This window comes from Celerinatantimonas yamalensis, assembly GCF_046054155.1.
Taxonomy (GTDB): Bacteria; Pseudomonadota; Gammaproteobacteria; order Enterobacterales; family Celerinatantimonadaceae; genus Celerinatantimonas; species Celerinatantimonas yamalensis.
Genome location: NZ_JBEQCT010000006.1, coordinates 1 through 25485, shown reverse-complemented (window position 1 = coordinate 25485; position 25485 = coordinate 1). Strand labels below are relative to the sequence as shown.

Genomic DNA, 25485 nt, shown 5'->3' with positions numbered 1-25485 from the left:
CATTGTGAAGTAGGTGAAATAGATGACATCACAATCAATTAATACTCATGGGCATGATGTCCATGAGCATCACGATACAAGCAGTATGACGCAGTTTGGTTTTTGGATCTATTTGATGACCGACTGCCTTTTGTTTGCTTCTGTTTTTGCAACCTATGCGGTTCTCTATCCGAATGTGAATGGTGGACCCTCAGGTAAAGACCTGTTTGATCTTAAATATGTACTGGCTGAAACCTTTGCTCTATTGGTCAGTAGTATTACTTATGGGTTTGCCATGGTTTGTGCCCATAAGAGTAACCGCGCTGGGGTGTTGCTCTGGTTATTTGTGACCTTTTTGCTTGGCGCAACCTTCATCGGTTTGGAACTCAATGAGTTTCATCATCTAATTATTGAAGGCAACGGGCCGTCCAGAAGCGCCTTCCTGTCAGGCTTTTTTGCGTTGGTTGGGATGCATGGTTTACATGTGACGGTTGGCCTATTTTGGATGATTGCGAATATGGTTGAAGTGGCCCGTTGTGGGTTAGGCCGTCGCACCATCACACGCTTGAGCTGCTTAAGCTTGTTCTGGCATTTCTTAGATATTATCTGGATCTGTGTCTTTACCGTTGTTTATCTAATGGGGGTGTTGTAATGAGTCACGAAAATCATTCGGCTGATCACGGTAGCGTGAAATCCTATATGACTGGATTTGTCTGGGCTGTGATCTTAACAGTGATCCCCTTTTATTTGGTGATGCATCTGAGCATGTCAAAAATTGCGACGTTGTATACCATTTTCGCATTTGCAGTGGTTCAGATTTGGGTGCATGTGAAATATTTCTTACACCTTAACTTTACTACCGAAAGTGGTCGCTTGAATACTTATTCATTTTTATTCAGCGTACTCATTATTTCTCTGGTTGTTGGGCTCTCATTGTGGATTATCTACAGTGCCAATAATCTGATGATGTTTTAGCAGGTTATCGTGTTGAAATTTAAGCGGTATCTACTAGTCATTAAACCGGGAATTATTTTCGGTAACTTGGTGGCGACGATTGGTGGCTATTTTCTTGCGGCTAAAGGGCATTTTGATTTGCCTTTGTTTGTTGCAACGGTGGTTGGTTTGTCGTTAATTGTGGCCTCAGGTTGTGCGTTCAATAACTATATTGATCGTGATATCGATGGCCGTATGGAGCGTACCAAAAACCGAGTGACGGTCACGGGAGTTATTTCTGTGGCCCAAACTCTTTCTCATGCTGCTTTGTTGGGGTTGATAGGGTTTGTCACATTAGCCATTTGGACTAATTGGGTTGCGGTTGGCTTTGCCGCATTTGGTTTTGTCATTTATGTAGGGGTGTATAGCCTCTACATGAAGCGCCATTCAGTTTATGGCACATTGGTGGGCAGTTTCTCTGGGGCTGTCCCACCCGTGGTTGGCTATTGTGCTGTCGCCGGTCAATTTGATACAGGTGCGGCTATATTATTGGTGATGTTTAGCCTTTGGCAGATGCCGCACTCCTACGCGATTGCTATTTTCCGTTATGATGATTATAAAGCGGCGAATATTCCAGTACTGCCAGTTGTGCATGGCGTGCATCATGCCAAAAGCCATATTGTCGCTTATATCATCGCGTTTGCTTTGGCTGCCGTGATGCTGTCAGTCTCCGGTTATGTTGGTTTTGGTTATCTAGCGGTAGCGGTTGTGACCAGTATTTGGTGGCTACGCATGGCGCTGCTTGGGTATCGTCCTAATAGTGATGATACGGCGTGGGCTCGACGCGTTTTTTTTGCTTCGATTTTAATTATTACTGCGCTCAGTGTGGCGATGGCTGTAGATACCCATGTCGGCCCGCCATTAATAGGTATGTATCAAATTTGATATGCTCGTTATTGACCATAAAAAACCAGCAATTGCTGGTTTTTTATGGTTGGCGTGACATTCTGTGCTTGAACGTTCAATTATCAGGTTGTAATAAGCTGTTATCTTGATTGAGTAAATCACATAACTCAGCGATCGCTAGTGTCATAATCGAACGAACCACTCGACCTTGGCGTTCTTGCGAAATGGCAAGACTAGTGGGATCAAGTTGGATATGTCCATGCGTTATCATCTCCAATTGAGAACGGGAGATGTCACTTAGCGCGTGCAACTGTTGGATATGTTTGATAATCACCCCATCAGTGAATTGATATTCTTGAGCCTCATTGTTTAAAAAATTTCGTAGTGAGATCAATCGTTCGATATCCTGATAAACCGCTTGTGAGATGATCCCTAGTCCGTAAATAAGTTTTAAACGCACACTCATTTCGCCTAAAGGTCCTTCACTGCTCAATAAAGGACCGACAGCGTACTTTACCGCATAATCATCCTTTCTAAGGACACGTTGAATTAAATGAGCGACCGCTCGCTCTAATAACTGATGGGTCTGAAGCAAAAAGCCACGTATTGAATTGCATTGATTCAATTGCTCTAAAATGTCTGACTCGTCGACCCACGTACTCATTATATTTTCCAAAGCTAACAACGTATCAATTGCTCAGCCTGCAGATGGTGTATTTGCTTGCAGTTGCTGATAGGCGGCGACGATGCGCTCGACTTCCGCTGTGTTGATATCTAGACCCGTATAGTGGGTCAGAGTAGCTTTAACGCCTTGTTGATTCAATAGCGTTTGTAATTCGACTGCTTGCGGATCGCTCTCATTTTTATATAAAAGTGTAGCTGCAATGACGTTGATTAGATTGTCATTGGCCGTTGCATACTCGATGGTCCCCAGTAATGGCTTGATTAGGCGATCGCTTGCACTGAGTTTACGAATGGGTTGGCGCGCGACACGGTCGACCTCATCAGTGAGGTAAGGGTTGGCAAAACGGCGGAGAATTTTTTCAATATAGGCCTCATGCACCGCCCTATCAAAGCGATAGCGGCGGATTAACACTTCACCACTTTCTTGCATTGTCGCTTTAACTTGTTGATAAATAGTAGCATCGCCAATTGCTTGTAAAATGGTCTTATGACCATAATAGGCACCTAAGTAAGCGGTCGCTGCATGCCCTGTATTTAAAGTAAACAGTTTACGCTCAATAAAAGCAAGCAAGTTATCGGTCAGTTCCATACCAACGATATCTGGGATTGCCCCTTTAAATTGTGTTTGATCGACAATCCATTCAGAGAATGTTTCAACGGTGACTTCCAGCGGATCATCGGCTTGCGTCGGTGGCACAATACGATCAACGGCTGAGTCAACAAATCCAACACAGGCCTCCACTTGCTCATGATAGCTTTTCGGAAGATGCTTAAAAACTTCGTGTTTAAGGTGCGTTGTGGCTTGCACCATGTTTTCACAGGCAATGATATTTAGCGGCGCATCATTGTTTGTAAGACGACGCATCAAACCTTTGGCAATCGATTGAGCGATGATGTCCAAAACCGCCGGACCTACTGCGGTGGTGATGAGATCGACTGACTCAATCATCTCTAGTACATCATCTGTGGTCGAGTTGATCGCTGAAACGGGGCCGACAGTGACCGTTGAACTTTCGGTGCCAACGATTTTGACGGGGTAGTGCCCACGCGCATTGATTGCATCAAGTAGTGGCTGATTTACATCTGCAAAAATAACCTCTAATCCCGAGTCGCTAAGTAGCTTGCCGATGAATCCACGGCCGATATTTCCGGCTCCAAAATGCAGTGATTTCATAGTATTACCTCAATTTTAAGAATTCAGCGTGAGGGCCAGCAGGCAGATCGAGACCTGCTGACATTGAGCGTTGGTAGTTTTAGGTATTTAGAATGGTCAGAATTTCCTGAACATCTTGGGTAGTAGCCAGTGTTTCGATAGCCCCAGGTTTGTCCAGCGCATTGGTGATGGCTGAAACCACTTGCAGATGCTCATTGTTTTGCGCGGCGATGGCGATGACCAAACGAGCTCTGTCGTCCTTGTTTTCACCCCATTGCACACCAGCTGGATATTGGCAAAAGGTAATCCCAGTTTTGAGAACTTGCGATTTCGCCTCAACGGTTCCATGTGGCACTGCGATAGATTCGCCTAGATAGGTTGAGACCAGTTTTTCGCGATCAAACATCGCCTCGATATATTCAGGTTTGATATAACCCGCTTTGGCTAACTGTTCGCCAGCAAATTGGATGGCTTGTTCTTTGGTTTCTGCTGTTAAGCCCAGTGTTATATCTGTTTCGGTAAGTTTAAATGGTGCGCTAATTGGCGCTGAATCAGCGGCTTGAGATCCCTCTGATTTTGGCTGATGACCAGATTGAGCTTGCTGGAGTTTTTCAATCAATGAATCATAGATCGCGCCATCTAGGAAGTTGGTTAACGACAGATGCTCTGCATTGGGTGCGCAGCTCCGGGCTCGATTGGTGAGATCGCGATGAGTGATGACAATATCCACATCGGCTGGCAGGTCGTTGATGGCTTTATTGATGACCGTGATATCCAACCCTGCTTGTTTTATCTTTTTGCGCAGAAGGCCTGCACCCATGGCACTTGAACCCATCCCAGCATCACAAGCGACAATGATTTGACGAACGTTGGCATAATCGGTGTGGCTAATGGCGGTTGATTCTCCTTTAGCCTGCGCTTTCATCGATTTCATCTGGTCGGTTGCTTTGTCGATATCTTGAGTATCATCTTGGCGCTGAGTTTTAAGTAGCAAGGCAGATAGTGCGAATGAGACGGCGCAAGAGAGCACTACTGAGAGAATCACACCGACAAATGCACCATGGGGCGTCATCAGCAGAACGGCAAAAATAGAACCAGGTGATGCGGGTGCGACGAGTCCAGCGTGGAAAGTGACTAAGGTAAAGACTCCTGTCATACCACCTGCAATCATTGCGATGATAAGGCGTGGGTTCATCAACACGTAAGGGAAGTAAATTTCATGGATCCCTCCGAGGAAGTGGATGATACATGCCCCAGGTGCAGATTGTTTAGCCATCCCGCGACCGAATAGCGAGTAAGCTAGCAACATTCCAAGACCTGGACCTGGATTCGCTTCGATAAGAAAGAAAGCGGATTGTCCGACTGCATGAGATTGTTGGATCCCCAGTGGCACTAAAATGCCGTTACCGATTGCATTGTTTAAGAACAGTACTTTTGCCGGTTCAACAAACAGCGAGGTCAGCGGTAACAGATCATGCCGCACCAAGAAGTCAACGCCAGCGGCTAAGGCAGCGGATAACCCTTGAACCATTGGGCCTACGACCAGATAACCCACGATGGCCAACACCATGGCAATGATCCCAGCTGAGAAGTTGCTGACTAACATCTCAAACCCAGCTTTGACTTTACCTTCAATGGCTCGGTCAAAAGATTTGATCGCCCAGCCACCTAGCGGTCCGACAATCATCGCTCCCATAAACATCGGGATACTGGTTCCTATCACCACACCCATGGTGGTGACCGCGCCAACAACTGCGCCTCGTTCACCACCAACGAGTTTACCCCCGGTATAACCGAGTAGCAGTGGCAGCATGTAGGTGATCATTGGGCCGACTAAAGCGGCCAAGTGTTTATTTGGGATCCATCCAGTTGGGATAAATAGGGCGGTGATAAAGCCCCACGCAATAAATGCCCCGATATTGGGCATAACCATGTTAGACAGGAAGCGTCCAAAGTGTTGGATCCTGACCTTTGCCTCTGGTGATAGCATATTGACTCCGTTGCAATGTGCAGTTGTGACAGCGCGGAGCGACCCGGCTGCAGTTATCTTGTCGATAACGCAAAATTAGCATTGGAAGTGCAATGGTGTTGGGGGTTATGAAAATGTTGTGATTGTGATCATTTATTTGAACAAAAAGTTGATATTTGGCGTGATCTACTTCACATATAAGTGTGATTAAAAACACTAAATTTAATAAAAAAATATAAGTCAATATCAAAATAAGTGATCTATATCTCATTATTGATATGATCAATCATGAGAGATATAGTGATATTCATCACAAAATAGATTAAAAACAAATTAGATAGTAAGAATAAATGTGATATATATCACAAGTTTTCAATGGAAGGGTGTAAACTAACCGATTGATTATTTTTCGATCTATTTTCTGTGTCGTAGTTACATGATTGTGTTTAAGCGATGGAAGCGGCGTGTAGTTACACCGATCGAGTGTTGCTAAAAGGGCGAAACATAGCAGCCCGATACAAACAATAAATAGAACGCTTTACATCGTCCTTTAGATGCTTTGAATCGGATGATGCGAGGCACTAAAATATGTGTTTATTTTGCATCATATTTTGAAAATGTTGAGCTGCAAGAATGGCTCTAGGTGGCTATCTAATCTAACTCAATAGTGGTGTAAATCCCTCGAGGGAGTGTGTAATATAGCAACTAGAGAATCGCATGATCTGCGCCTGTAATGATGAATTGCTGGCAACTAGTTGGGTGTATGGTGATGATAGTCCTCAAACATTCCAATTAGCATGTCAATCAATGGCTCGGCTTGATTTAAGTGGAATTTCGAGTCGTTGTCTTGAATGCATTTCAAAATATAACCATTGATGGTAGCGCTGATAAGGTGGGCACCAATACGGGAATTGAATGTTGGCGATAGTTGACCACGCTTGATCGCATTGGTTAGCGATTGTTCTAAATCTTGCAAAAATTGCTGATATTTGACGTGAGTATGCTGGTGGATCTCGACGATATCTTGGTGGGATTTATCTAAACTAAAAAGAATAATAAAAATTTGTCGCTGGGTGGGGTCGCGACTCATTCTATCTAACAGAGCCATCAAAAAAAAGCGCAGTTTGCCTAAAGGATCGGGTTCATCTTCACGGATACTCGAGTCAATTAGATTGCTCAGTGGTTCGCAGAATTCTTCCCAGATGGTTATAAATAGATCATTTTTGTTTTTAAAGTGCCAGTAAATGGCACCCCGAGTGACACCAGCTGTGGTGGCGATATCGGTCAAACTTGTTTCTGTCATACCTTGTTCACAAAATAGCTTGAGGGCAGTGTCGAGGATGATTTGACGAGTTTTGCTGGCTTCTTCTTTTGTTTTTCTCGCCATAGCGGGCTCTCTTATTACTAAAAAAATGAAAAAATGATTTACATACATTTATGAATGTATGTAAATTACTACAACATTGACGTATACGCCAATATAATTGATCACAACGTGGTGATTGGATAAATGACAGGGGCTCAGACATTCATGCGATACAAAAATATGCTGAAACGTTCTTTAGGGGTGGCCATTGTGGCTAGCCTAATTTTAACAGGATGTGGGGATAACAAACAGAAAGGAATGCCTCAAGGCGGTGCTCGAGTTGTTCCTGTAGATACTGTTACTATTCATGCTCAACCTGTTCAGTTGCATACTCAACTCTCTGGGCGAGTCAAACCCTATCGAATTGCTGAAGTTCGGCCACAAGTGAATGGCATTATCCTCAAACGCTATTTTAAAGAGGGTAGTGATGTCAAAGCGGGCGAATTACTATATCAAATTGATCCATCCAGTTATCAAGCTTCTGTTGCGAATGCGCAGGCTAACTTGGCCGAAGCAAAAGCGAATGAGAGGAGCTCTTATCTTAAGGCCAAACGCTACCAAAGTTTGATTAAAACTAATGCGATTAGTGCGCAAGATTATGATAATGCACAGGCAACATGGAAACAGCAACAAGCTGCTATCCAAGCGGCGGAAGCACAACTGCAAACGGCTCAAATTAACTTAAATCATACTCGGATTAAAGCACCTATTTCGGGCCGAATTGGTGTCTCAGAAGTGAGTGAAGGGGCGTTGGTTACGGCCAACCAGACTAGTGTGATGGCGACGATTCAGCAGCTTGATCCCGTTTATGTTGATGTTCAACAGTCCACGAATGCGTTATTGCGTCAACGCCGCGAAATGGCTGAAGGTTCACTGAGTGTAAATGCTGATAATAGCGTTATAGTACACTTTATCTTGGATGATGGTTCGACCTATCAATTCCCTGGTCGGTTACAGTTTTCTGATGTGACCGTTGATCAGACAACTGGGATGGTTAATCAGCGAATTATCACGCGTAATCCGCAGAGATTGCTGTTACCTGGCATGTATATTCAAGCGTCTCTCGATGAAGGCAAGCGTAATAATGCGATTCTTCTTCCACAAAAAGCTGTTACTCGTACACCGCGTGGACAAGCAACCGTGATGTTGGTCAATGCAGATAGCCAAATTCAGCAACAACAGGTCCAATTGGGTCGTATCATCGGGCAGGATTGGTTGGTTGATTCGGGCTTGAAAGTGGGTGATAAAGTGGTGGTATCTGGACTGCAAAATATTCGCCAAGGTAGTAAAGTTCAAGCGAATGATGTAACGGCTAACTTTAAAAATAGTTCAGCCGATAACGCCGCTGACCAAACTCAGAATCAGTAAGACGGAGCAGCAAATTCATGGCTAGATTTTTTATTGATAGACCTATTTTTGCATGGGTTATCGCCTTAGTAATTATGCTTGCCGGGGCGCTTTCTATTCTCAAACTTCCAATATCGCAATACCCACAAATTGCGCCACCGGCTGTGCAAATTAGTGCAAACTATCCGGGGGCTTCTGCGCAAACTGTGGAAAATTCGGTGACGCAAGTCATTGAGCAGAACATGACGGGTTTAGACCATTTCATGTACATGTCTTCCAGTAGTGATTCATCAGGTAATTTGAGTATTACTATTACCTTTGAACCTGGAACCGACCCTGATATTGCGCAGGTTCAAGTGCAAAATAAGCTTGAACAGGTTAAATCCAATTTGCCGACAATTGTTCAGCAAAATGGGATTACGGTGAAAAAAACCACCAGCAGCTTCTTGATGATTGTTGGTTTTATTTCGACAAATGGCCAAATGAGCCAGATCGACTTATCCGATTACATTGATACCCATATTAAAGATCCAATCAGCCGTTTAGATGGAGTGGGTGATATCCAAGTGTTTGGTTCGCCTTACGCGATGCGTATCTGGCTTGATCCGTCTAAATTAGAGCGTTTTGGGGTGACCACTGAAGAGATTAAATCAGCGATTACTACGCAAAATGCACAGGTTGCCTTGGGCAGTATTGGTGGAACTCCCGCTGTTGATGGTCAACAGTTTAGCGTGAGCATTGATGGCCGTGGTCGACTGAAAACTGTTAAACAGTTTGAGAATATTCTACTTAAAGTAAATCAAGATGGCTCGCGAGTTTATCTTAAAGATGTTGCTAAAGTTGAGCTAGGCAGTGAGAGTTATCAATTTAGCTCGTTTTACAATAATCAAGCTTCAACAGGGATTGCGATTAAACTCGGTACTGGTGCAAATGCATTGCAAACCTCGAAAGAGGTTAAAAACAAAATTAACCAATTATCGAAGTTTTTCCCTGATGGAATGAAAGTCGTTTATCCATTTGATACCACGCCTTTTGTTAAAATTTCGATTGAAGAAGTAGTGAAAACGCTGGCTGAAGCAATTGTCTTAGTGTTCTTTGTTATGCTGCTGTTTTTACAGAATATTCGAGCAACTCTGATCCCAACTATTGCGGTTCCTGTGGTACTGCTTGGGACATTTGGGGTGATTGCCGCGGCCGGTTTTTCTATCAATACCCTGACCATGTTTGGTTTGGTTTTGGCAATTGGTTTGCTGGTTGATGATGCCATTGTGGTGGTGGAAAACGTCGAGAGGATTATGTCCGAAGAGGGCTTAAGCCCTTATGAAGCTACCAAAAAATCCATGGGGCAGATTACCGGAGCATTGGTAGGGATTGCTTTGGTGCTCTCTGCGGTGTTCGTGCCGATGGCCTTCTTTGGTGGCTCGACCGGCGCTATCTATCGGCAGTTTTCACTAACGATTGTGTCGGCGATGATCTTGTCTGTCACGGTGGCAATGATCTTAACACCCGCCTTGTGCGCGACTATTTTAAAACCGCAAAAGGGTGAACACGGCAATAAAAAAGGCTTTGCTGGCTGGTTTAATCGCATGTTTGATGCTGGCTCTAAACGGTATGAAAACGGTGTTCGTCGCGTTATTCATCAGCGTTTTCGGTATCTGTTTATCTATGTTGTGATTGTTGCAGGATTGATATTTCTGTTTATCCGCTTACCGACCTCTTTCTTGCCAGATGAAGACCAAGGTGTTTTGATGTCAATGGTCCAGTTACCACAGTCAGCGTCTAAGCAACGTACTGATAAAGTGTTACATCAAATTACTGATTATTTTAATACCAAAGAAAAAGATACAGTATCGTCCATTTTTACCGTGTCCGGTTTTAGTTTTGCTGGTCGTGGACAAAATGTCGGGATGGCGTTTATTAAGTTAAAAAACTGGGATAAACGACAAAATGCTCAGGGCAATATTAACGCTATCATTGGCCGCTCAATGGGGTATTTCAGTACCATTAAAAATGCGAGAATCTATGTGTTCAATTTGCCGTCGATCCCTGCATTAGGCACAGCAACAGGGTTTGATTTCTATCTGCAAGATAACGGTAACCGAGGTCATGCTGCTTTAATTCAAGCTCGTAACCAGTTACTGGGTATGGCAGCGCAAGATCCAACACTCTCGCAAGTGCGTCCTAATGGGCTCAATGATACCCCGCAGTATGATCTGCATATCGACTATGCTAAAGCGATGGCTCAAGGCGTCTCGGTGAGCAGTATCAATAATATGCTCTCAACCTCGTGGGGCTCGTCTTATGTGGATGACTTCATTTATGAAGGGCGGGTGAAAAAGGTCTATGTGCAGGGTGAAGCATCACAACGGATGACCCCTGAAGATTTAAATCATTGGTATGTGAGCAATGATAAAGGTCAGATGGTGCCGCTATCAACTTTTGCCACCGGGTCGTGGGGTTATGGTGCACAAAGCTTGCAGCGTTATAACGGGATTAGTTCCGTCGAGATCCAGGGTCAGGCAGCACGTGGATATAGTTCTGGCCAGGCGATGACTGAGATAGAAAAATTGGCGAAACGATTGCCAGCAGGGTTTAATGTGGCTTGGACGGGGCTGTCTTATCAAGAACGCCAATCTGGCTCGCAGGCCCCTGTACTTTATGCCATCTCACTGTTAGTGGTATTCTTGTGCTTGGCTGCTCTGTATGAGAGCTGGAGCATTCCATTCTCGGTGATGTTAGTGGTTCCTCTTGGAGTCTTTGGTGCCATTGTTGCAGCGACAATGAGAGGTCTGGACAATGATGTGTATTTCCAAGTTGGGCTGTTAACTACCATTGGTCTGTCTGCTAAAAATGCCATCTTGATTGTCGAATTTGCCAGAGAACTGTATGACAAGGGTAATGGTTTGTTCGAGTCGGTATTGGAAGCGTCGAAAATGCGTTTACGACCGATTTTAATGACTTCTCTTGCCTTTATTCTCGGGGTATTGCCTCTAGCCATCAGTACTGGTGCCGGGGCTGCTAGTCGCCAAGATATCGGTACTGGAGTGATCGGGGGGATGATTACGGCGACGGTACTGGCCATCTTCTTCGTGCCACTGTTCTTTGTGGTGGTTATCCGCTATTTCACCAAGTATCGCAAAGATGAAGAAAGCGATATCTAGTAGATAGATGATCTAAAAAGGCCGGTCATTGACCGGCTTTTTTTATTGGGTAAGACATTCTCATTTAAGATCGCTATAAAAGGACACTGGGATGCGTTGCACGAATGAGTATAGTGGTGGTGTTGTGAGTCAGGTCGTTCTAAAATCGAGGGTGCCAGTGAAGATTTGACACATGACTCATTTTATTTATTTCGATTGGTCAGTGAAGCAGTGAGTGCATAGTCGCGGGTCAGAACTGCTATGTTTAGAAAGTTCAACCAGAGGAGGATTGATGTCAGAAATACGGCAAAAGGCCTTACAAAAAATTGCAAAATGTTTAGAGCTTGGACAATCCGCCAATATTCACGAAGCGGCTCAAGCAATCCGCATGGCCGAACGGTTGATGCGAAAGCATGGGTTGGAGCAGTCGGATATTGATTTTATCCGGATGGGAACGACGCGAGCAAAACAATTATTACCGGCACAGCCTGGAGCTAACATTCTGCGTATTATTCGTGGAATTAATTCACGCTTTGGAGTTGAGGCTGTGTTACTTGATCATAAAGGGTTAAAACGACTGGAGTTTGTCGGTGATGCTGAGCGCGCTATTTTTGCCGCTTTTGCTTTTGATATTTTATATCGATCGATGCAGCAAGAGATCGGTTCTTTTCGGACTAGTTTGGTGGGTAGTGGTAGCTCAGCGCAGGAACAGACTCGCCGCGTGGCATCGTTTAGTGCAGGTTGGATTGAAGGTGCGCTGGATAAATTACCGAACTTGAATAAAGAGCACAGTGATTCACTGGATGATTATCTTGATCAACAATTTAAAAATCTCGACCGGGAAACATTTAAGGCGCATTTGAATCAAGCGATGAAGCAGCTGACTCCTGATTTTGAATCGGGGATGAAAAAAGGCAAAAAGATCGCGATCAATCGTCCAGTGTCTGGCCAAAGAGCGGCTCGGCAGCTCAATCAGACCTCCTAAAAACACACTCATTCCAATATTTGTTAGCCTTAAAGTAACTGGCATTGCTCTTGCAATAGTCAAATTACCATTATACTGACAGGTATTTGACGGATGATTGAACTTCAATTGACAACCCAAGTGACTCAAGCGCTTCCCCGAGCGTTAACCAGTATCAACCCCGCGCGTGGTTGGGGGTGGAGTGGTCACCAATTTTCGATCGCCGGACGAGACTGTTTACTCTTGTTAGAGCACCAAAGCCTATATGTCATGTTGTTTGTCGGGCTGAGTGCTAGTGACTACGCTGCTTTTCAACAGGTCTGGCAACGGCGTTTATTAGCTGAAATGTTGACTGTCGCAGAACTTGACCCGCTACAAAGCAGTTCGCTGCAAATAGCGGTGCTAGAGCACAGCGATGCGCTATTGCTCAGTGATGCTCAGCATTTAGATGAACATCCGCATTTAGCGAAGGCGGTGCAAGGGGTCAAACTATTGGCGACTCGTTATGGACATTTACCAAATAATGAATCAGAGGAGTTTCGTTGGGGTGTGATCCTCAATCAGGCGTGTGGCTATCAAGGCACGACTCCCTATCTGCAATTTGCGAAGTATTGTCAGAAGTTAATTCCTGAATCGTTCGAGGAATCAATGCCTGTCCGAACCGTTTGGCACTAATGGTTGACGCTATCGGGCTTTATTATCGCCCATTTCGGTCTTTTGGCATTTCCTCATTCTGGAGAGATGGCCTTTGCTCGTCGTTTATCTCCTTCGGCTTCTTGTTGCAGAATTTGATTGAGTCGGTGTAACTCTTGATGGAGTTCATCACCTTGGATCATCTCGGCATGCTCTTTGATAAAATGCGTTAAGCTTTGCTGAAGTGTTTGCAGCGAGGGTAATATGGCCGTTTCGCTGGGGCGATCAACAAATGCACCGAGTGAGCGATAACCTAAAGCTTGGCGCAGATAACGGAGCTGTTCACTAGGGGTTGATTGAATATACCAAAAACGAACCAAATTCAGGCACGATCGAAGCCAAATGTCTAGGGCCTCGGTGCGTTGTGTGAGCGGGGTTTGTTCTGTTTGTTGTCCGAGCCAGTAGTGGGCTTGTTCCATCGCTGCTAGATAGTGGACTAAAGCAACACCTGGTTGGTCCTGTTGTAAGCTTTGTTCCCCAGCTTGCGTTCGATGATGCCATACTGAATAACTCATTAATGTATCCTCCATCAGTAATTCATCAGCATCGGTAAGGATGACTAGAGAGGCGTTGCTGACACATTTCAATGGCCCATCTGTCTGTTGGCGCACGCGCCTGTCTCGTTATACATGTCAATGAAGTTTTGGTTGTGAGTCATGATGATGAGTGCCAAACAAAAAGCAATCAAACTATCTCAAGTGATGACTTAACTCACGGATATGTAACCTATTGCGTCACTATTTATCCTCTAAATAGCTGTATTCTGCAATAGTGACATTCCCCGATAAACTTCCTTAGGAGATCTTTATTATAGCATATTATGTGGGTTATCAATTTAGATTTGGGATAGAGTTCTCAGACTAGTGAACAAAAAAAGGGGCTAGATAGCCCCTTTTGCCGATAAATACGCATTTATTTAGCTTTGAATGAGTGAAATATCTGCAACTTTCAAAAATAGCTCACGAAGTTTAGCTAACAATGCTAAACGGTTTGCTGCAAGTTTGGGATCTTCAGCCATCACCATCACTTTCTCAAAGAACGCATCGACTGACTCACGTAATGTCGCCAGTTCGTTGAGCGCTTGGGTATATTCACCCGCCGCAAAGACTGCGCTAAGCTGCTCACTTAAGTGCTCTAATTGCGCAGCTAACTGTTTCTCTTCAGCTTCAACAAACAGTGATTCATTCAGCTCAGAGGCAATCTGCTGCTGATTTTTCGCTAAAATATTAGCCACCCGTTTGTTGGCTGCCGCCAAGGCACTCGCTGATTCAAGGGTGCGGAAATGGTCAACCGCTTTTAAGCGTTTTTCGATGTCTGTCGGGGCACTCGGTGCTCGAGCTAGAACAGCTTGAATCACACTTTGGTCAATTCCCTGCTCTTGATAGAACGAACGCATCCGAGCGTAGATAAATTCCAAAAGCTGCAGTTGAATTGCTGCCTGTTGTTGCTCATTGAGGCTAACGGGCTGAGCGGCAATTGCGGCGTTAAACAGAGGCGCCAAATCGAGCTGTAGGCCTTGCTCGGTGATGATCCGGATGACACCTAAAGCGGCGCGACGTAATGCAAAAGGATCTTTATCACCTTTGGGCGGCATGTTGATGCTAAATATACCCGCCAATGTATCTAATTTATCGGCGATAGCAACAGCGGCTCCTTCTCGGCTATGCGGTAGTTTATCGCCGGAGAAACGCGGTAGATATTGTTCACCAATGGCTTGTGCGACAGCTTCTGGCTCACCGTCATGACGAGCATAGTACATTCCCATGGTGCCTTGAATATCAGTAAACTCCATCACCATTTCGCTCATTAAATCAGTTTTGCACAGTAACGCAGCGCGCTCAGCATGGCTAGCATTGGCGTTGATTTGTGGGGCGATGAGGGCAGCAAGTTTGGCGATGCGTTTTGATTTATCCAGTAGTGAACCTAATTTTTGCTGGAAGACAACATTTCCGAGTGATTCTAAGCGCGACGCTAGTGTGCTTTTGCGATCCGTTTTAAAGAAAAATTCAGCATCAGCCAAACGTGGGCGCACCACTTTTTCATTGCCTTGAATCACTTGTTTAGGATCTTTACTAACAATGTTAGCAATGAAGATAAAACGCGGTAGCAGCTGGCCTTGTTGATCCAATATCGGGAAGTACTTCTGGTTGTCCTTCATGGTATAGATCAACGCTTCGGCAGGCACGTTTAAGAATTTTTCTTCAAAACTACCAACCATGGCAACCGGCCATTCAACTAACGAGGTGACTTCTTCCAAAAGTGCTTCATCAATGTCTGCAACACCATTTTCACGGGCCGCTTCCGCTTCAATTTGTTCACGAATAATCGCTTTACGACGCTGGTAATCAACAATCACTTTACCGCGTAGATCCAGCATATTGACATAATCATCGGCATGGCTGAGTTGGAACTCGGCTTCACCCATAAAGCGATGACCACGAATAGTGCGGGCTGACTCTATCCCGAGTACTTCACCTTGGATGAGTTTATCACCATAGAGCATGGTAATGGTGTGTACTGGGCGGATGAATTGGATGCTGCGGCTGCCCCAGCGCATCGGTTTGGGGATCGGTAACTTAGCTAAGGCTTCATTGGTTAGTTCTGGGATCAATGTGGCTACATGAGCCCCTTGAATGTTCGCGCTATGCAGCAACCATTCGCCTTTGTCGGTTTTGAGTCGCTGCGCTTCGCTCACCTCGATGCCATTAGATCGCGCCCAGCCAAGCGCCGCTTTGGTCGGTTGACCGTCGGCATCAAATGCGGCTTGGATTGCTGGCCCACGTTTTTCCACGACTTTATCTGCTGCTTGTTCAGCGAGTCCTTGGACTCTTAGTGCTAAGCGCCGAGGGGCGGCGTACCAGCATAAATCTTCATACGCTAAATCGGCTTGATCTAACCCTTTGCTGATATTGTCGGCAAAGGCTTGTGCGAGTTGTCGCAATGCTTTTGGTGGCAGTTCTTCGGTGCCAATTTCAATTAGTAAATTATCTGTAACCATGCCTACCTCTAACCTTGTTCTTTGCACAGCGGAAATCCAAGTGTTTCACGTGCCGCGTAATAATTTTCAGCCACTGCTTTGGCCAGCGTTCGGATCCGCAGAATATAACGCTGACGCTCTGTGACTGAAATGGCATGCCGCGCATCCAATAGGTTAAAAGCGTGGGATGCTTTCATCACTTGCTCATAAGCGGGCAGAGGTAAATTTGCTTCAATCAGCTTCTGGCTATCTTTTTCACATTGATCAAATTGACCAAACAACGCATCAACATCAGCATATTCAAAGTTATAGGTCGATTGTTCAACTTCGTTTTGATGAAATACATCGCCATAGGTGACTTTGCCCATTGGACCATCGGTCCAAACTAGATCGTAAACGCTGTCGACTTCTTGCACATACATCGCCAGGCGTTCTAAACCGTAGGTGATTTCACCAGTGACTGGTGCACACTCTAATCCACCCACTTGTTGGAAGTAGGTAAATTGAGTGATCTCCATCCCGTTGAGCCAAACTTCCCAGCCGAGCCCCCATGCACCAAGCGTTGGGGATTCCCAGTTGTCTTCAACAAAACGAATATCATGAACTTCAGGATTGATCCCAAGCTCAATTAATGAACCCAAATACAACTCTTGGATATTGTCTGGCGAAGGCTTAAGCGCTACCTGGAACTGATAATACTGTTGCAGTCGGTTGGGGTTTTCGCCATAGCGGCCATCAGTTGGACGCCGACACGGCTGAATATAGGCACTACTCATCGGTTCAGGACCGATCGAGCGCAGAAATGTTTGTGGGTGAAATGTTCCCGCACCTACTTCCATATCCAGTGGCTGGATCACAATGCAGCCTTGACGAGCCCAGTAATCTTGGAGCGCCAGAATAAACCCCTGAAATGTTTTTATATCGTATTTTTGCATGTCGATTAATCGCTCGATGTTAGAAATTCAAGCTGTTTTAAAACCAGCATCTGTCGACCTATGAGTCGGATGTCTGCGGCCGCATCCTTGGCGGTCGCTCAATGCGTTGAGCTTAGGGGGCGATTGGCATCAAATGACTCAGATGTTGAATCAGATGTCGTTGAGCGTTTGAGTCCAATCAAAAAGTACGCACTTTAAGAGCGACTTACGATAATTTGTTTCGGCTACCATTAAGCCCAACATGCCCTAAGCTGAGCACATCTATTACCGCTAGCATAACAGTGTGTAGAGCTTTCACCGTGCGCTGAGCGAGCCTGCTAACAGGTTTGAGCCAAGTATACCTTTTGGTGGGCGTTGTCGATACCGCTGACCAACAAAAAATGGTGACTTTATTACCAATAATCAGTGGCTCACTACCTATAGATAGATCATTTGCCGTGGGTATTCACTCTTGTTTGGGTGATCCGTGATCAACTGGCGCGGCCTTTGCGAATCAGATATTGGTAGGGAGGTTGGCTTGCCTCGGTGCGCTCAAGTGTGTGATCCATGAATCGACAAAAGCTGGGAATATCCCGTGTGGTGGACGGATCATCAGCGAGCACCAACAAGGTCTCACCTTGCTGCAAGGCTCGAATGGATTTACGAACCAGCATGACTGGCTCTGGGCATCGCAGTCCTTGAGCATCTAATATTTGGGTCGCATCATCGGTTATTAAAGTCATCACTTTGTTACTCACTTACCATCTTTTTAATAGTGTACTTATTTTGGCGCTTCGATCAGTAAAATTAACTGATCGAAGCGCATTTGTATTAACTGGCTGCTAGTACCACTCGCATCAATCTGGCGGCGGCTTGCTGTGGTTTTGCACTAGGATCGTTAATAAAATGATTGACTACATCGAGAATTGCACTTTGCACATAACTGGTGGTGGCCATGCCATGTGCAACACTGGGTAATAAGCTCTTATCGGCGAGGCTTTTGGCAAAGGCGCGGTGAGCTTTACGGGAGCAGTCGTCAAACCCTTGCATGCTTAAATGGGGACGAATTGGGATGGAACCTTTAATCTGATTGAAACGCCGCTGGAATGTTTTGCTCATGATGGTGCGGGCTAATGCACGCTGGGCGCCAATATCAGCAGGTTCACTCAGCTGGAACATGGCAAAGCTATCGACCGAGTATATAAAATCACCTTGTGTGCCAGGGACTGGCACACAGTCAATATTATTTGTCACTTTGGGGCCTGCTGCTAAGAATTCGCCATTTGCCCAGTCACCGGTGATCTGCATTGCGGCTTTGTTGTTGATAACTTCGGCGGTGGCTTGATTCCAAGCTTGTCCTGCGTCAGGTGATTGAAGGTATGGCCGGAGTTTTTGGAAAAGCTCAAAGGCTTGTACCATCTTTGGACTATCTAAGGTTTTCGGGTCTAGTGCGATGAAGGCTTGGCGATAACCTTGTTTGCCAAGTGTTGTTAACGCAATCGATTCAAATAACGTGGTATTTTGCCAATCTTGATTGCCTTGCGCTAATACGACATAACCAGCTGCTTTTAATTTTTTTGCAACCTGAAAAAACTCTGGCCAGGTGGTGGGGGCTTGGGCGTGGACAGCGGCAAATATTTTGCGATTGATCCACAGCCAATTGGTGCGGTGAATATTAACCGGCACAGCAATATAATGACCATGATACTTCATTATCCGCGCAATCGGTTTTGGAATGAGCTGATCCCAGTGCTGCGCCTGAGCGACATCGTCAAGATTGGATAAAAATCCCAATGAAGCCCATTCTTGTAAAGCGGGACCTTTAATCTGTGCTGCGGCTGGCGGATTGCCCGAAATAGCCCGAGATTTAAGAACCGTCATTGCGCTCTCCCCAGCGCCGCCTGGAACGGCAAAATCTTTCCACTGTATTCCTTGTTGGCGCATCATCATTTTGAGAATGTTCACGGCTTTGGCTTCACTGCCGGAGGTCCACCAATGTAAAACTTCGACCTCTTTGGCCGCAAAAGCGTTGGGCGTAAGACATCCTGTCAGTGCTATACAACTGATAATAATACGCGCCAATACGAACAACTTCGCCATTTGAATATCCTCATGTAACTTAACGAATATGTGGCAGATCTAGAGTCACTTTCAAACCGCCTTGCGGCATATTAGCGAGGGTGATTTCTCCGCCATGGGCATGGGCAATATTGCGGGCGATGCCAAGCCCTAAGCCGTTACCGCTAGTGGTTTTATCTAAACGAACATAGGGTGAGAAGATATCTTTGTGCAACGCTTCAGGGATCCCCGGCCCGCAGTCAATAAAATGGAGTGTTAATAATGTCTCACTGTCCTCGATAAGGATGTTTAGGTGTTTGCCATACTTAATGCCATTGTCGACAATATTACCAATACAGCGTTTCATGGCCAGTGGCTTGCCATGATAACGTTGTATGGGCTGACCCTCGATAGTGGCCTCATTGAGGTAACTTTCACAAATCAGTTTGAGTAGGGCCTGTATGTCAATATCTTGCAAGTTTTCATGGATATCGGTGTCCTTGACGGTTTGTAGGGCACCTTTAGCCATGATCTCAAGCTCATCTAAATCACGGGTGAAGGTTTCAATTAATTGTTCATCATCGAGCAGCTCTGCACGCAGGCGTAAACGCGTGATCGGGGTTTTTAGATCATGAGAAATGGAACGAAACAATAGCTCGCGATCTTCAATGTAGCGTTTAAGTTTCTCTTGCATGGTATTAAAGGCGCGAGTCGCTCGTACCAGTTCGCTACTGCCTTCAACGGTGAGCGGTGGTTGATATAGATGTAGTGCTAATTGCGAAGCCGCATCAGCCAAGCGATTAAGTGGACGCGTTTGACGGCGAACTAATAGATAGGTAAAAAGGCACAAAAATAGGGTGGTCAAAATCAGATTAAGAATTTGCCGAGGTGGAAATTTTGGCTCATCAAGTGTCATGTAAGGCGCAGGCAGAAGAGCTGCTAAGTAGATCCACTCATGCGCTTTGAGCTCGATCTGGGTCACCAATATGGGCGGATTGAGCGGCTCCATAGTCAGCGTATAGTGAGCCCACGATCGGGGTAAATCGGTCATCAAGGTTTGGTTGTTGAGCACTTTTAAGGTTTGTGCTGCGGAAAAATCGGTGTAAATGTGATCGATATGGCCAAGTTGCTGATGCAATATGCTATTGACTTCATTGATTACGATCGCTTTACGCTGGCTGGCAGGGATCGAGTTGATATCGATTTTCTCACGGTTCAACGATACAAAAAAGCGAGTCCCGCCCATATTGCGGAGTTGATTGAGCACGATATGGCGATATTGCAAGGGTAATGATTCAAAAAAACGCACCGTGGATGCCAAGCTCAAGGCAAGATTGCGGGACGTGGCTTTTAGTCCTTCGTTTTCGGTTTGTTCAAATCGGTAAGACCAAAATAAGCTACTGATCCCTTGTGCTAGCGCGATCCCTAGTAGTAGTAAAATCAGCATCCTAGAGAGCAGTGAGGTAGGTTTAAGGCGATCGATAATGCGTTTAACGTTCATAGCTAACTTGTGCCACTAATGTATAGCCACTGCCTCGGATGGTTTTAATAATACGCTTATGCTTATCGCTATCGGCTAGACGTTGGCGTAAGCGGCTGATTTGCACATCAATTCCGCGCTCCATCGGTAAGATCTCCCGCCCTCGCGTGGCATCACTTATCATATCGCGATTGAGGATCTCATTGGGATGCTGCAAAAACAATTGTAAGAGTCGGTAGTCACTGCCGGAGAGTTCGAATTGATCACCACTATCGTGTAGCAAGCTTTGAGTTTGGGTATCTAAACGCCATTGATTAAAGCGAATGTAGCGGCTCGGGAGCATCGCTTGGGCCGTCACTTCGGCGCGGCGCAGTAAGGCTTTGATGCGAGCTAACAATTCCCGAGGGCTAAAAGGTTTAGCGATATAATCATCAGCGCCAAGTTCGAGCCCGACAATGCGATCCATCTCATCGGAGTTGGCGGTGAGCATGATGATGGGAACATTGGAATGTTGGCGAACCTTGCGACAGAGGGTGAACCCGTCATCACCAGGCAACATAATATCTAAAATAATCAGATCAGGTTGTTGACATGCTAAATGAGCCAACATTTGCTGTCCTTCCCCAGCAGTAATCACTGCAAAACCTGATTTATGCAGATACTGCTGTAGCAAACTGAGGATCTCGTGGTCATCATCAACAACTAATATTTGTTTTTGTAGCGTCATAATCCTTGAGCCCTACCGTTGTCAAAACGAAGTAATTGTAACATGCGTCTATCATTGTGGCATCGTTCTGATGATTTATTGACGCAGTCGCTTTTGGTGGGAAATTCATCAGATAAAAGATGAATTATTGACGTTGATCCACTATGGTTGGCAAATGACGTGTAAGCTGTTTGATTGACGACTGCCGTGGTTGGATGGACGTGCTCCATTGTCAAAGCGCGTAACCTTACAACCTGATTCATTGTTTGAGTGATTGGAGTTGGTGATGGAAGAGCATGATGGCTTATTATATCGATCCCATATCGAGCAACTGCAACAGCGTTGTGCGAAGTTGTTACAGGCAATGTCCGGCTCACTGTTGGTGATCCATGCTGGCCACTCGCTGCACCAAATCTTTGCTGAGCAACCCTTACCTTTTGTCCCCAGCGCTATGTTTCGTCAATGGCTAGCGGGTATTGACTGCGAGCATGCTTGGATTGTGACTGATGGTCAAATGACTCCTCAGTTATTTCTATTGCAAGAGCATTTTCAGCCGTGTTGGGAGCAAGCCGATTGGTGGCCCTGTTTTAGCGTTCAACTGATGCGCTCCGCGCACGATATTGAACAATACTTGCCGCACCCAATAAATAGCGCCATCTATCTCGGCCCACATCCGGATATTGCTCAAGCGCTTGGATTTGAGTGGATCAATCCTGAGTTAGCCATCCACTATTTTCACTACCACCGCGCCAATAAAACCGATTATGAATTATTTTGTTTGTCGCAAGCCGCTTTGTTGGCCAAACGTGGAATGCAACAGGTGCATGATCGCTTTTTTCAAGGCGCAAGTGGCTTAGACATCTATTTAAGTTATTTAAAAGCTTTGGGGCGGCCCTACTTAAACGAACCTGCACAACTGGCGTTTAATCAACAAATTGGGCGTCGTCAACCGTTGCCAATTGGCGATCGGCCGTTGGCGGAGAGCAACCGTCATTCTTTATGGTTTAATGCAGGGGCTCAATATCGCGGTTATCAAGTGCAGATAGGGCGATGCTTTGGTTTTCGCCGTGGGCATTACAGTGATATGGTGCAATCGTTTGACGGCCTACTGGTCGAATTAATTGCCCAGTTGCGTCTCGGGCGGCCGTTGACCGATATTCGACGTCGTTATCAAAATATACTAGCACGCTGGCTGGTGGATTGGGAGTTAGTACAAACAAACATCAATGAGTGTGTGCAAAGTGGCCTCATTGATAAGCTGTCACCGCTCCCGCTCTATGAACTAGTGGGCTTAAGTCTTCCTGATCCTGGGGCGCAGTTGGTGGACCCAACCGGCGGTGAACTGAGCTTTGATGGCAGCGATAAATCCGCCCGTGCGCTGGAACCAAAGCAAGCATTGGTGCTCAATATGGCTGTCTTTTTTAACCCCTATCGATTGGGGCAACTCAAGCACTCGGTTTATGCTGAGCTACTCAATTGGCCACAGATTGAGATGTTGCAGCGTTTTGGCGGGATTGCTCTGAGCGATACGTTAATCGTGAATGCCGACGGTGTAGAGCGCATTACCGCCGATTCGCCATTGTGATCTAGCTGAGCGAGCCACTCCTTGCGTTGATGATCCAAGTGCTCTAAAGTTTTCCTATTTTTTTCTCCTTTATCTGAAGTGCTTATCAACAAACCATTGGCCGAATATCTTACCGATGGTTTGTTGGTCGCTTCAGCTATAAGGCAGTCGATTGCAAGTGGACTGAATAAGCTCAAGATTCGCGTTTGTTTATGATAGGCTGTGGCTAACAAGCCCCTGTTGTGTTGATAGAAAAGGTCAGTACGACAAAGCGCCAATTGGTATGTGAAAACCTGATTTAGTCATTTTTCTTGGGCATTGAGTTGAGATGCATCTGGCAAATTAATTTAAGGAACATTCAATCCGTATCAATGAGTCATCTGTTTTCGGTTCCGCAGGCCGCCGTAGAGTGCCAGCAAACGATCAAAAAGAGTCGTTTTATCACCTATCTATTGCCCGTCAGTAACCGCGCTGACGCCATGGCACAAATTGAGCAGCTCAGACAGCGCTACCCAGATGCTCGCCACCACTGTTGGGCCTTTATTGCTGGTTCCCCAGAGGATACCCAAGTGTTGGGCTTTAGTGATGATGGAGAACCTAGCGGCACGGCTGGTCGACCCATATTAGCGCAGCTACAAGGCAGTGGATTGGGGTATGTTTGTGCTGTGGTGGTGCGTTATTTTGGCGGGATCAAGTTGGGTACGGGAGGGCTCGCTCGCGCTTATGGCAGCAGTGTGGCGCAAGCTTTAACGCAAGTGGTGAGCACGCCTTATATCGCCCAAACACAGATCACTGTGCGGTTTGATTTTGACAGTCTGGGAATCGTCAATCAACTCATTAACCAGTATCAAGCTGAGCAGATTGATGTCACCTATAGTGATCAGGTGACCTTGCAACTGCAAGTTGCGCGCAGCGAACAGGCGTCATTTTCTGAACATCTCACCAATGCCTGTAGTGGCCAGATTGAATTTATCCAATAACCGAGCCATTATGAACACAATTAAGACAAGCTAAGGATATTCATGACCCTTTTAATCTGCTATTCCAGCTGTGAAGGCCAAGCCCGTAAGATAGCCGAAACGATAGCAGCCGATCAGCGTGAAACCGATATTGTTATGGCTGATCTCAGTGCCCAAGAGCAATGGCCCGATCCTGCCCAATTTGACAAGATTTTGATTGGTGCCTCGATTCGTTATGGGAAATTCCGCCCAGTTGTGCATCGTTATGTGGATCATTATCAAAGCGCTTTAGCCAGCCGTCCTAGCGCCTTTTTCGGCGTTTGCTTAACTGCTCGCAAACCAAACAAAGATGAGCCAGAAAATAGCGTCTATATGCAAAAATTTGCCAAAGCACACTCATGGCAGCCTAATTTAAGGGCGATGTTTGCAGGTGCGCTGCGTTACTCTGTTTACAACTGGTGGCAAGTGAAGCTGATTCAGATGATTATGAAAATGACCGGTGGTAGTACTGATCGCAGCCAAGACATTGAATTTACTGATTGGCAAAAAGTAGCGCAATTTGCAGTGCGTTTTAACCAGCTATAGATAGCTGCTGTTGCTGATCGTAGTACCAACCCCTCTTATTAAAAAGACAATCAACAACGACAGGGCAAATGGGTTGGCTATTTGATTTGTTGAAAAGCCATGTCTGGTGTCAGTGCGGATGCCAATTGTGGGGCGTTAAAAAAATACCCCACAGCATACTGTATTCCTGAACATGAACCCCGCATGGACGAAATAGCATCAAGTCTAATGCGCGGTCAATGTCATCTTGAGTGCCTTTGTTGGCTAAAATAGCGGTTTATAACGTTGTCATAGGGCTATCAAGTGAGCACATCTGTGTTTTTTGCCCAGCCTACACAAAGGTGCGATATATTTATCTATTTAAGGTCGTCTTAATATAAATAAGGACATGGATTTAGATATAGGGCCGCAGTGGAATTTACGTCAGCTGAACTTAATTTGAATGGGCGATGTAGTTGGTTATTGGTAATTTATCCGCAACTCTACATGAGCATCATTCAGCAGCAAGGCCCTGCCCTTAGATGGACAACTCTTATAGAAGCGAAATACCCACCTTCATTCAAGTAACACTACCTCGTTCCTCATTGCAGCACAGAAGCCATGATTTTCCCCGATACTGTGACAAGCGTCGCTATCTGGCTATCAGATGGCATTGGGAAAGTAAAAATCCTGATATGATTAAGACGAAGTGAAGGCTTATTGCATCAGATTGTGCAAGATAGTTGTTTTTTTATTGTTATTTTTCAATCAAATCGATTGTTTTTAACGCAAAACTGTTTTTTTTAGAAAAAAACGCAAAAAAACATAAAAAAGGGTTGCGTAAAACCGAGCTATCCCTATAATGCGCAACCACTGAGACGGCACACCGCTTCACAGCGACAGCCACTCAGGGTTCAGACGGTTTAACCGGATGAACGGGAAACAAAAAAACGATAAATAATCGTTGACATCGTTTCCTCTGGTGCGTAAGATTCGCATCCGCTTCAACGAGTTATAACGCTCAATGAAGCAACGTTCTTTAACAATTTATCAAGCAATCTGTGTGGGCACTCGCAGAAGATGATTCGCAAAGTATTAAGAAAAATCATCATTTTGTAAGTGACTAACACTGTCAATTAACAGAATTCGA

The 25485-nt window shown here is 45.4% G+C and carries 21 protein-coding genes; 10 read left to right on the top strand and 11 right to left on the bottom strand.

All coding sequences use genetic code 11. The features are described 5' to 3' along the window. Nucleotides 1-22: 22 nt before the first annotated feature. From cyoC to cyoE, 3 genes are read left to right on the top strand one after another with little or no spacing between them, the layout of a single operon-like run. Entirely contained in the window at nucleotides 23-631 is a 609-nt protein-coding gene (cyoC, locus tag ABUE30_RS12630) for a cytochrome o ubiquinol oxidase subunit III (protein WP_408624155.1), read from the top strand. After that, complete coding sequence (gene cyoD, locus ABUE30_RS12625; protein WP_408624154.1) at nucleotides 631-954, top strand: cytochrome o ubiquinol oxidase subunit IV; 324 nt, start codon at nucleotides 631-633, stop codon at nucleotides 952-954. Before cyoC ends, cyoD begins: the two co-directional genes overlap by 1 nt. 12 nt (nucleotides 955-966) lie before the next feature. After that, nucleotides 967-1857 carry a heme o synthase gene (gene cyoE / locus ABUE30_RS12620; RefSeq protein ID WP_408624354.1) on the top strand — a complete coding sequence of 297 codons (891 nt, stop codon included), beginning with the start codon at nucleotides 967-969 and terminating at the stop codon, nucleotides 1855-1857. A gap of 76 nt (nucleotides 1858-1933) precedes the next feature. Here the strand turns inward: cyoE and ABUE30_RS12615 are convergent, their stop codons facing one another. From ABUE30_RS12615 to ABUE30_RS12600, 4 genes are all read right to left on the bottom strand, one after another. Next, nucleotides 1934-2482: an MltR family transcriptional regulator gene (locus tag ABUE30_RS12615; RefSeq protein ID WP_408624153.1), complete on the bottom strand. Its 549-nt coding sequence runs from the start codon at nucleotides 2480-2482 to the stop codon at nucleotides 1934-1936. A gap of 33 nt (nucleotides 2483-2515) precedes the next feature. Continuing rightward, nucleotides 2516-3676, bottom strand: a complete 1161-nt coding sequence (locus ABUE30_RS12610; RefSeq protein WP_408624152.1) for a mannitol-1-phosphate 5-dehydrogenase — start codon at nucleotides 3674-3676, stop codon at nucleotides 2516-2518. A gap of 79 nt (nucleotides 3677-3755) precedes the next feature. After that, nucleotides 3756-5645: a PTS mannitol transporter subunit IICBA gene (locus ABUE30_RS12605; protein WP_408624151.1), complete on the bottom strand. Its 1890-nt coding sequence runs from the start codon at nucleotides 5643-5645 to the stop codon at nucleotides 3756-3758. A gap of 730 nt (nucleotides 5646-6375) precedes the next feature. After that, nucleotides 6376-7011, bottom strand: coding sequence for a TetR family transcriptional regulator (locus ABUE30_RS12600; RefSeq protein WP_408624150.1), 636 nt, complete (start codon nucleotides 7009-7011; stop codon nucleotides 6376-6378). Nucleotides 7012-7155: 144 nt separating this feature from the next. Between ABUE30_RS12600 and ABUE30_RS12595 the strand changes: the two genes are divergently transcribed. From ABUE30_RS12595 to ABUE30_RS12580, 4 genes are all read left to right on the top strand, one after another. Further along, nucleotides 7156-8358 (top strand): efflux RND transporter periplasmic adaptor subunit, encoded by a 1203-nt coding sequence (locus ABUE30_RS12595; protein WP_408624149.1) that lies wholly within the window; start codon nucleotides 7156-7158, stop codon nucleotides 8356-8358. A gap of 17 nt (nucleotides 8359-8375) precedes the next feature. After that, on the top strand, nucleotides 8376-11498 hold the full coding sequence (locus ABUE30_RS12590) for an efflux RND transporter permease subunit (RefSeq protein ID WP_408624148.1): 3123 nt from the start codon (nucleotides 8376-8378) through the stop codon (nucleotides 11496-11498). 271 nt (nucleotides 11499-11769) lie between these two features. Next, nucleotides 11770-12462, top strand: coding sequence for a DUF2786 domain-containing protein (locus tag ABUE30_RS12585; protein WP_408624147.1), 693 nt, complete (start codon nucleotides 11770-11772; stop codon nucleotides 12460-12462). A gap of 93 nt (nucleotides 12463-12555) precedes the next feature. After that, on the top strand, nucleotides 12556-13116 hold the full coding sequence (locus tag ABUE30_RS12580) for a DUF6933 domain-containing protein (RefSeq protein ID WP_408624146.1): 561 nt from the start codon (nucleotides 12556-12558) through the stop codon (nucleotides 13114-13116). A 53-nt stretch (nucleotides 13117-13169) separates the two neighbouring features. On the opposite strand, the gene ABUE30_RS12575 is transcribed toward ABUE30_RS12580, so the two are convergent. The 7 genes from ABUE30_RS12575 to ABUE30_RS12545 all read right to left on the bottom strand — a co-directional run bounded on the left by ABUE30_RS12575 (nucleotide 13170) and on the right by ABUE30_RS12545 (nucleotide 21290). Next, nucleotides 13170-13745, bottom strand: a complete 576-nt coding sequence (locus ABUE30_RS12575) for a hypothetical protein (protein WP_408624145.1) — start codon at nucleotides 13743-13745, stop codon at nucleotides 13170-13172. A gap of 305 nt (nucleotides 13746-14050) precedes the next feature. After that, complete coding sequence (glyS, locus tag ABUE30_RS12570) at nucleotides 14051-16132, bottom strand: glycine--tRNA ligase subunit beta (RefSeq protein WP_408624143.1); 2082 nt, start codon at nucleotides 16130-16132, stop codon at nucleotides 14051-14053. Between the two features lie 8 nt (nucleotides 16133-16140). After that, on the bottom strand, nucleotides 16141-17046 hold the full coding sequence (gene glyQ / locus ABUE30_RS12565; RefSeq protein WP_408624141.1) for a glycine--tRNA ligase subunit alpha: 906 nt from the start codon (nucleotides 17044-17046) through the stop codon (nucleotides 16141-16143). 470 nt (nucleotides 17047-17516) lie between these two features. Then, nucleotides 17517-17768, bottom strand: a complete 252-nt coding sequence (tusA, locus tag ABUE30_RS12560) for a sulfurtransferase TusA (RefSeq protein ID WP_408624353.1) — start codon at nucleotides 17766-17768, stop codon at nucleotides 17517-17519. An 88-nt stretch (nucleotides 17769-17856) separates the two neighbouring features. Then, a complete protein-coding gene (locus ABUE30_RS12555) occupies nucleotides 17857-19125 on the bottom strand; it encodes an ABC transporter substrate-binding protein (RefSeq protein ID WP_408624140.1) in 1269 nt (422 codons plus the stop codon). A gap of 19 nt (nucleotides 19126-19144) precedes the next feature. After that, complete coding sequence (locus ABUE30_RS12550) at nucleotides 19145-20584, bottom strand: ATP-binding protein (RefSeq protein WP_408624139.1); 1440 nt, start codon at nucleotides 20582-20584, stop codon at nucleotides 19145-19147. Then, nucleotides 20574-21290, bottom strand: coding sequence for a response regulator (locus ABUE30_RS12545; RefSeq protein WP_408624138.1), 717 nt, complete (start codon nucleotides 21288-21290; stop codon nucleotides 20574-20576). Before ABUE30_RS12545 ends, ABUE30_RS12550 begins: the two co-directional genes overlap by 11 nt. A 265-nt stretch (nucleotides 21291-21555) precedes the next feature. Here ABUE30_RS12545 and ABUE30_RS12540 point away from each other — a divergent pair, with 265 nt between their 5' ends. The 3 genes from ABUE30_RS12540 (at nucleotide 21556) to hemG (ending at nucleotide 24377) form a co-directional block, all read left to right on the top strand. Then, complete coding sequence (locus tag ABUE30_RS12540) at nucleotides 21556-22854, top strand: hypothetical protein (protein WP_408624137.1); 1299 nt, start codon at nucleotides 21556-21558, stop codon at nucleotides 22852-22854. Nucleotides 22855-23204: 350 nt separating this feature from the next. Continuing rightward, on the top strand, nucleotides 23205-23813 hold the full coding sequence (locus tag ABUE30_RS12535; protein WP_408624136.1) for a YigZ family protein: 609 nt from the start codon (nucleotides 23205-23207) through the stop codon (nucleotides 23811-23813). Nucleotides 23814-23855: 42 nt separating this feature from the next. Further along, the gene (gene hemG, locus ABUE30_RS12530; protein WP_408624135.1) at nucleotides 23856-24377 is read left to right on the top strand and encodes a menaquinone-dependent protoporphyrinogen IX dehydrogenase; all 522 of its coding nucleotides are present in this window, start codon (nucleotides 23856-23858) and stop codon (nucleotides 24375-24377) included. Nucleotides 24378-25485 lie beyond the last annotated feature (1108 nt).

Bases quoted from the DNA above. Each gene is read 5' to 3' on its own strand.
- ABUE30_RS12615 (WP_408624153.1), bottom strand. From the start codon at position 2,482: ATGAGTACGTGGGTCGACGAGTCAGACATTTTAGAGCAATTGAATCAA.
- ABUE30_RS12550 (WP_408624139.1), bottom strand. From the start codon at position 20,584: ATGAACGTTAAACGCATTATCGATCGCCTTAAACCTACCTCACTGCTC.
- ABUE30_RS12610 (WP_408624152.1), bottom strand. From the start codon at position 3,676: ATGAAATCACTGCATTTTGGAGCCGGAAATATCGGCCGTGGATTCATC.
- tusA (WP_408624353.1), bottom strand. From the start codon at position 17,768: ATGACTTTAATAACCGATGATGCGACCCAAATATTAGATGCTCAAGGA.
- hemG (WP_408624135.1), top strand. From the start codon at position 23,856: ATGACCCTTTTAATCTGCTATTCCAGCTGTGAAGGCCAAGCCCGTAAG.
- ABUE30_RS12545 (WP_408624138.1), bottom strand. From the start codon at position 21,290: ATGACGCTACAAAAACAAATATTAGTTGTTGATGATGACCACGAGATC.
- ABUE30_RS12580 (WP_408624146.1), top strand. From the start codon at position 12,556: ATGATTGAACTTCAATTGACAACCCAAGTGACTCAAGCGCTTCCCCGA.
- ABUE30_RS12595 (WP_408624149.1), top strand. From the start codon at position 7,156: ATGCGATACAAAAATATGCTGAAACGTTCTTTAGGGGTGGCCATTGTG.
- ABUE30_RS12590 (WP_408624148.1), top strand. From the start codon at position 8,376: ATGGCTAGATTTTTTATTGATAGACCTATTTTTGCATGGGTTATCGCC.
- ABUE30_RS12540 (WP_408624137.1), top strand. From the start codon at position 21,556: ATGGAAGAGCATGATGGCTTATTATATCGATCCCATATCGAGCAACTG.
- ABUE30_RS12555 (WP_408624140.1), bottom strand. From the start codon at position 19,125: ATGGCGAAGTTGTTCGTATTGGCGCGTATTATTATCAGTTGTATAGCA.
- glyQ (WP_408624141.1), bottom strand. From the start codon at position 17,046: ATGCAAAAATACGATATAAAAACATTTCAGGGGTTTATTCTGGCGCTC.
- cyoD (WP_408624154.1), top strand. From the start codon at position 631: ATGAGTCACGAAAATCATTCGGCTGATCACGGTAGCGTGAAATCCTAT.
- ABUE30_RS12585 (WP_408624147.1), top strand. From the start codon at position 11,770: ATGTCAGAAATACGGCAAAAGGCCTTACAAAAAATTGCAAAATGTTTA.
- ABUE30_RS12535 (WP_408624136.1), top strand. From the start codon at position 23,205: ATGAGTCATCTGTTTTCGGTTCCGCAGGCCGCCGTAGAGTGCCAGCAA.
- cyoC (WP_408624155.1), top strand. From the start codon at position 23: ATGACATCACAATCAATTAATACTCATGGGCATGATGTCCATGAGCAT.
- glyS (WP_408624143.1), bottom strand. From the start codon at position 16,132: ATGGTTACAGATAATTTACTAATTGAAATTGGCACCGAAGAACTGCCA.
- ABUE30_RS12605 (WP_408624151.1), bottom strand. From the start codon at position 5,645: ATGCTATCACCAGAGGCAAAGGTCAGGATCCAACACTTTGGACGCTTC.
- ABUE30_RS12600 (WP_408624150.1), bottom strand. From the start codon at position 7,011: ATGGCGAGAAAAACAAAAGAAGAAGCCAGCAAAACTCGTCAAATCATC.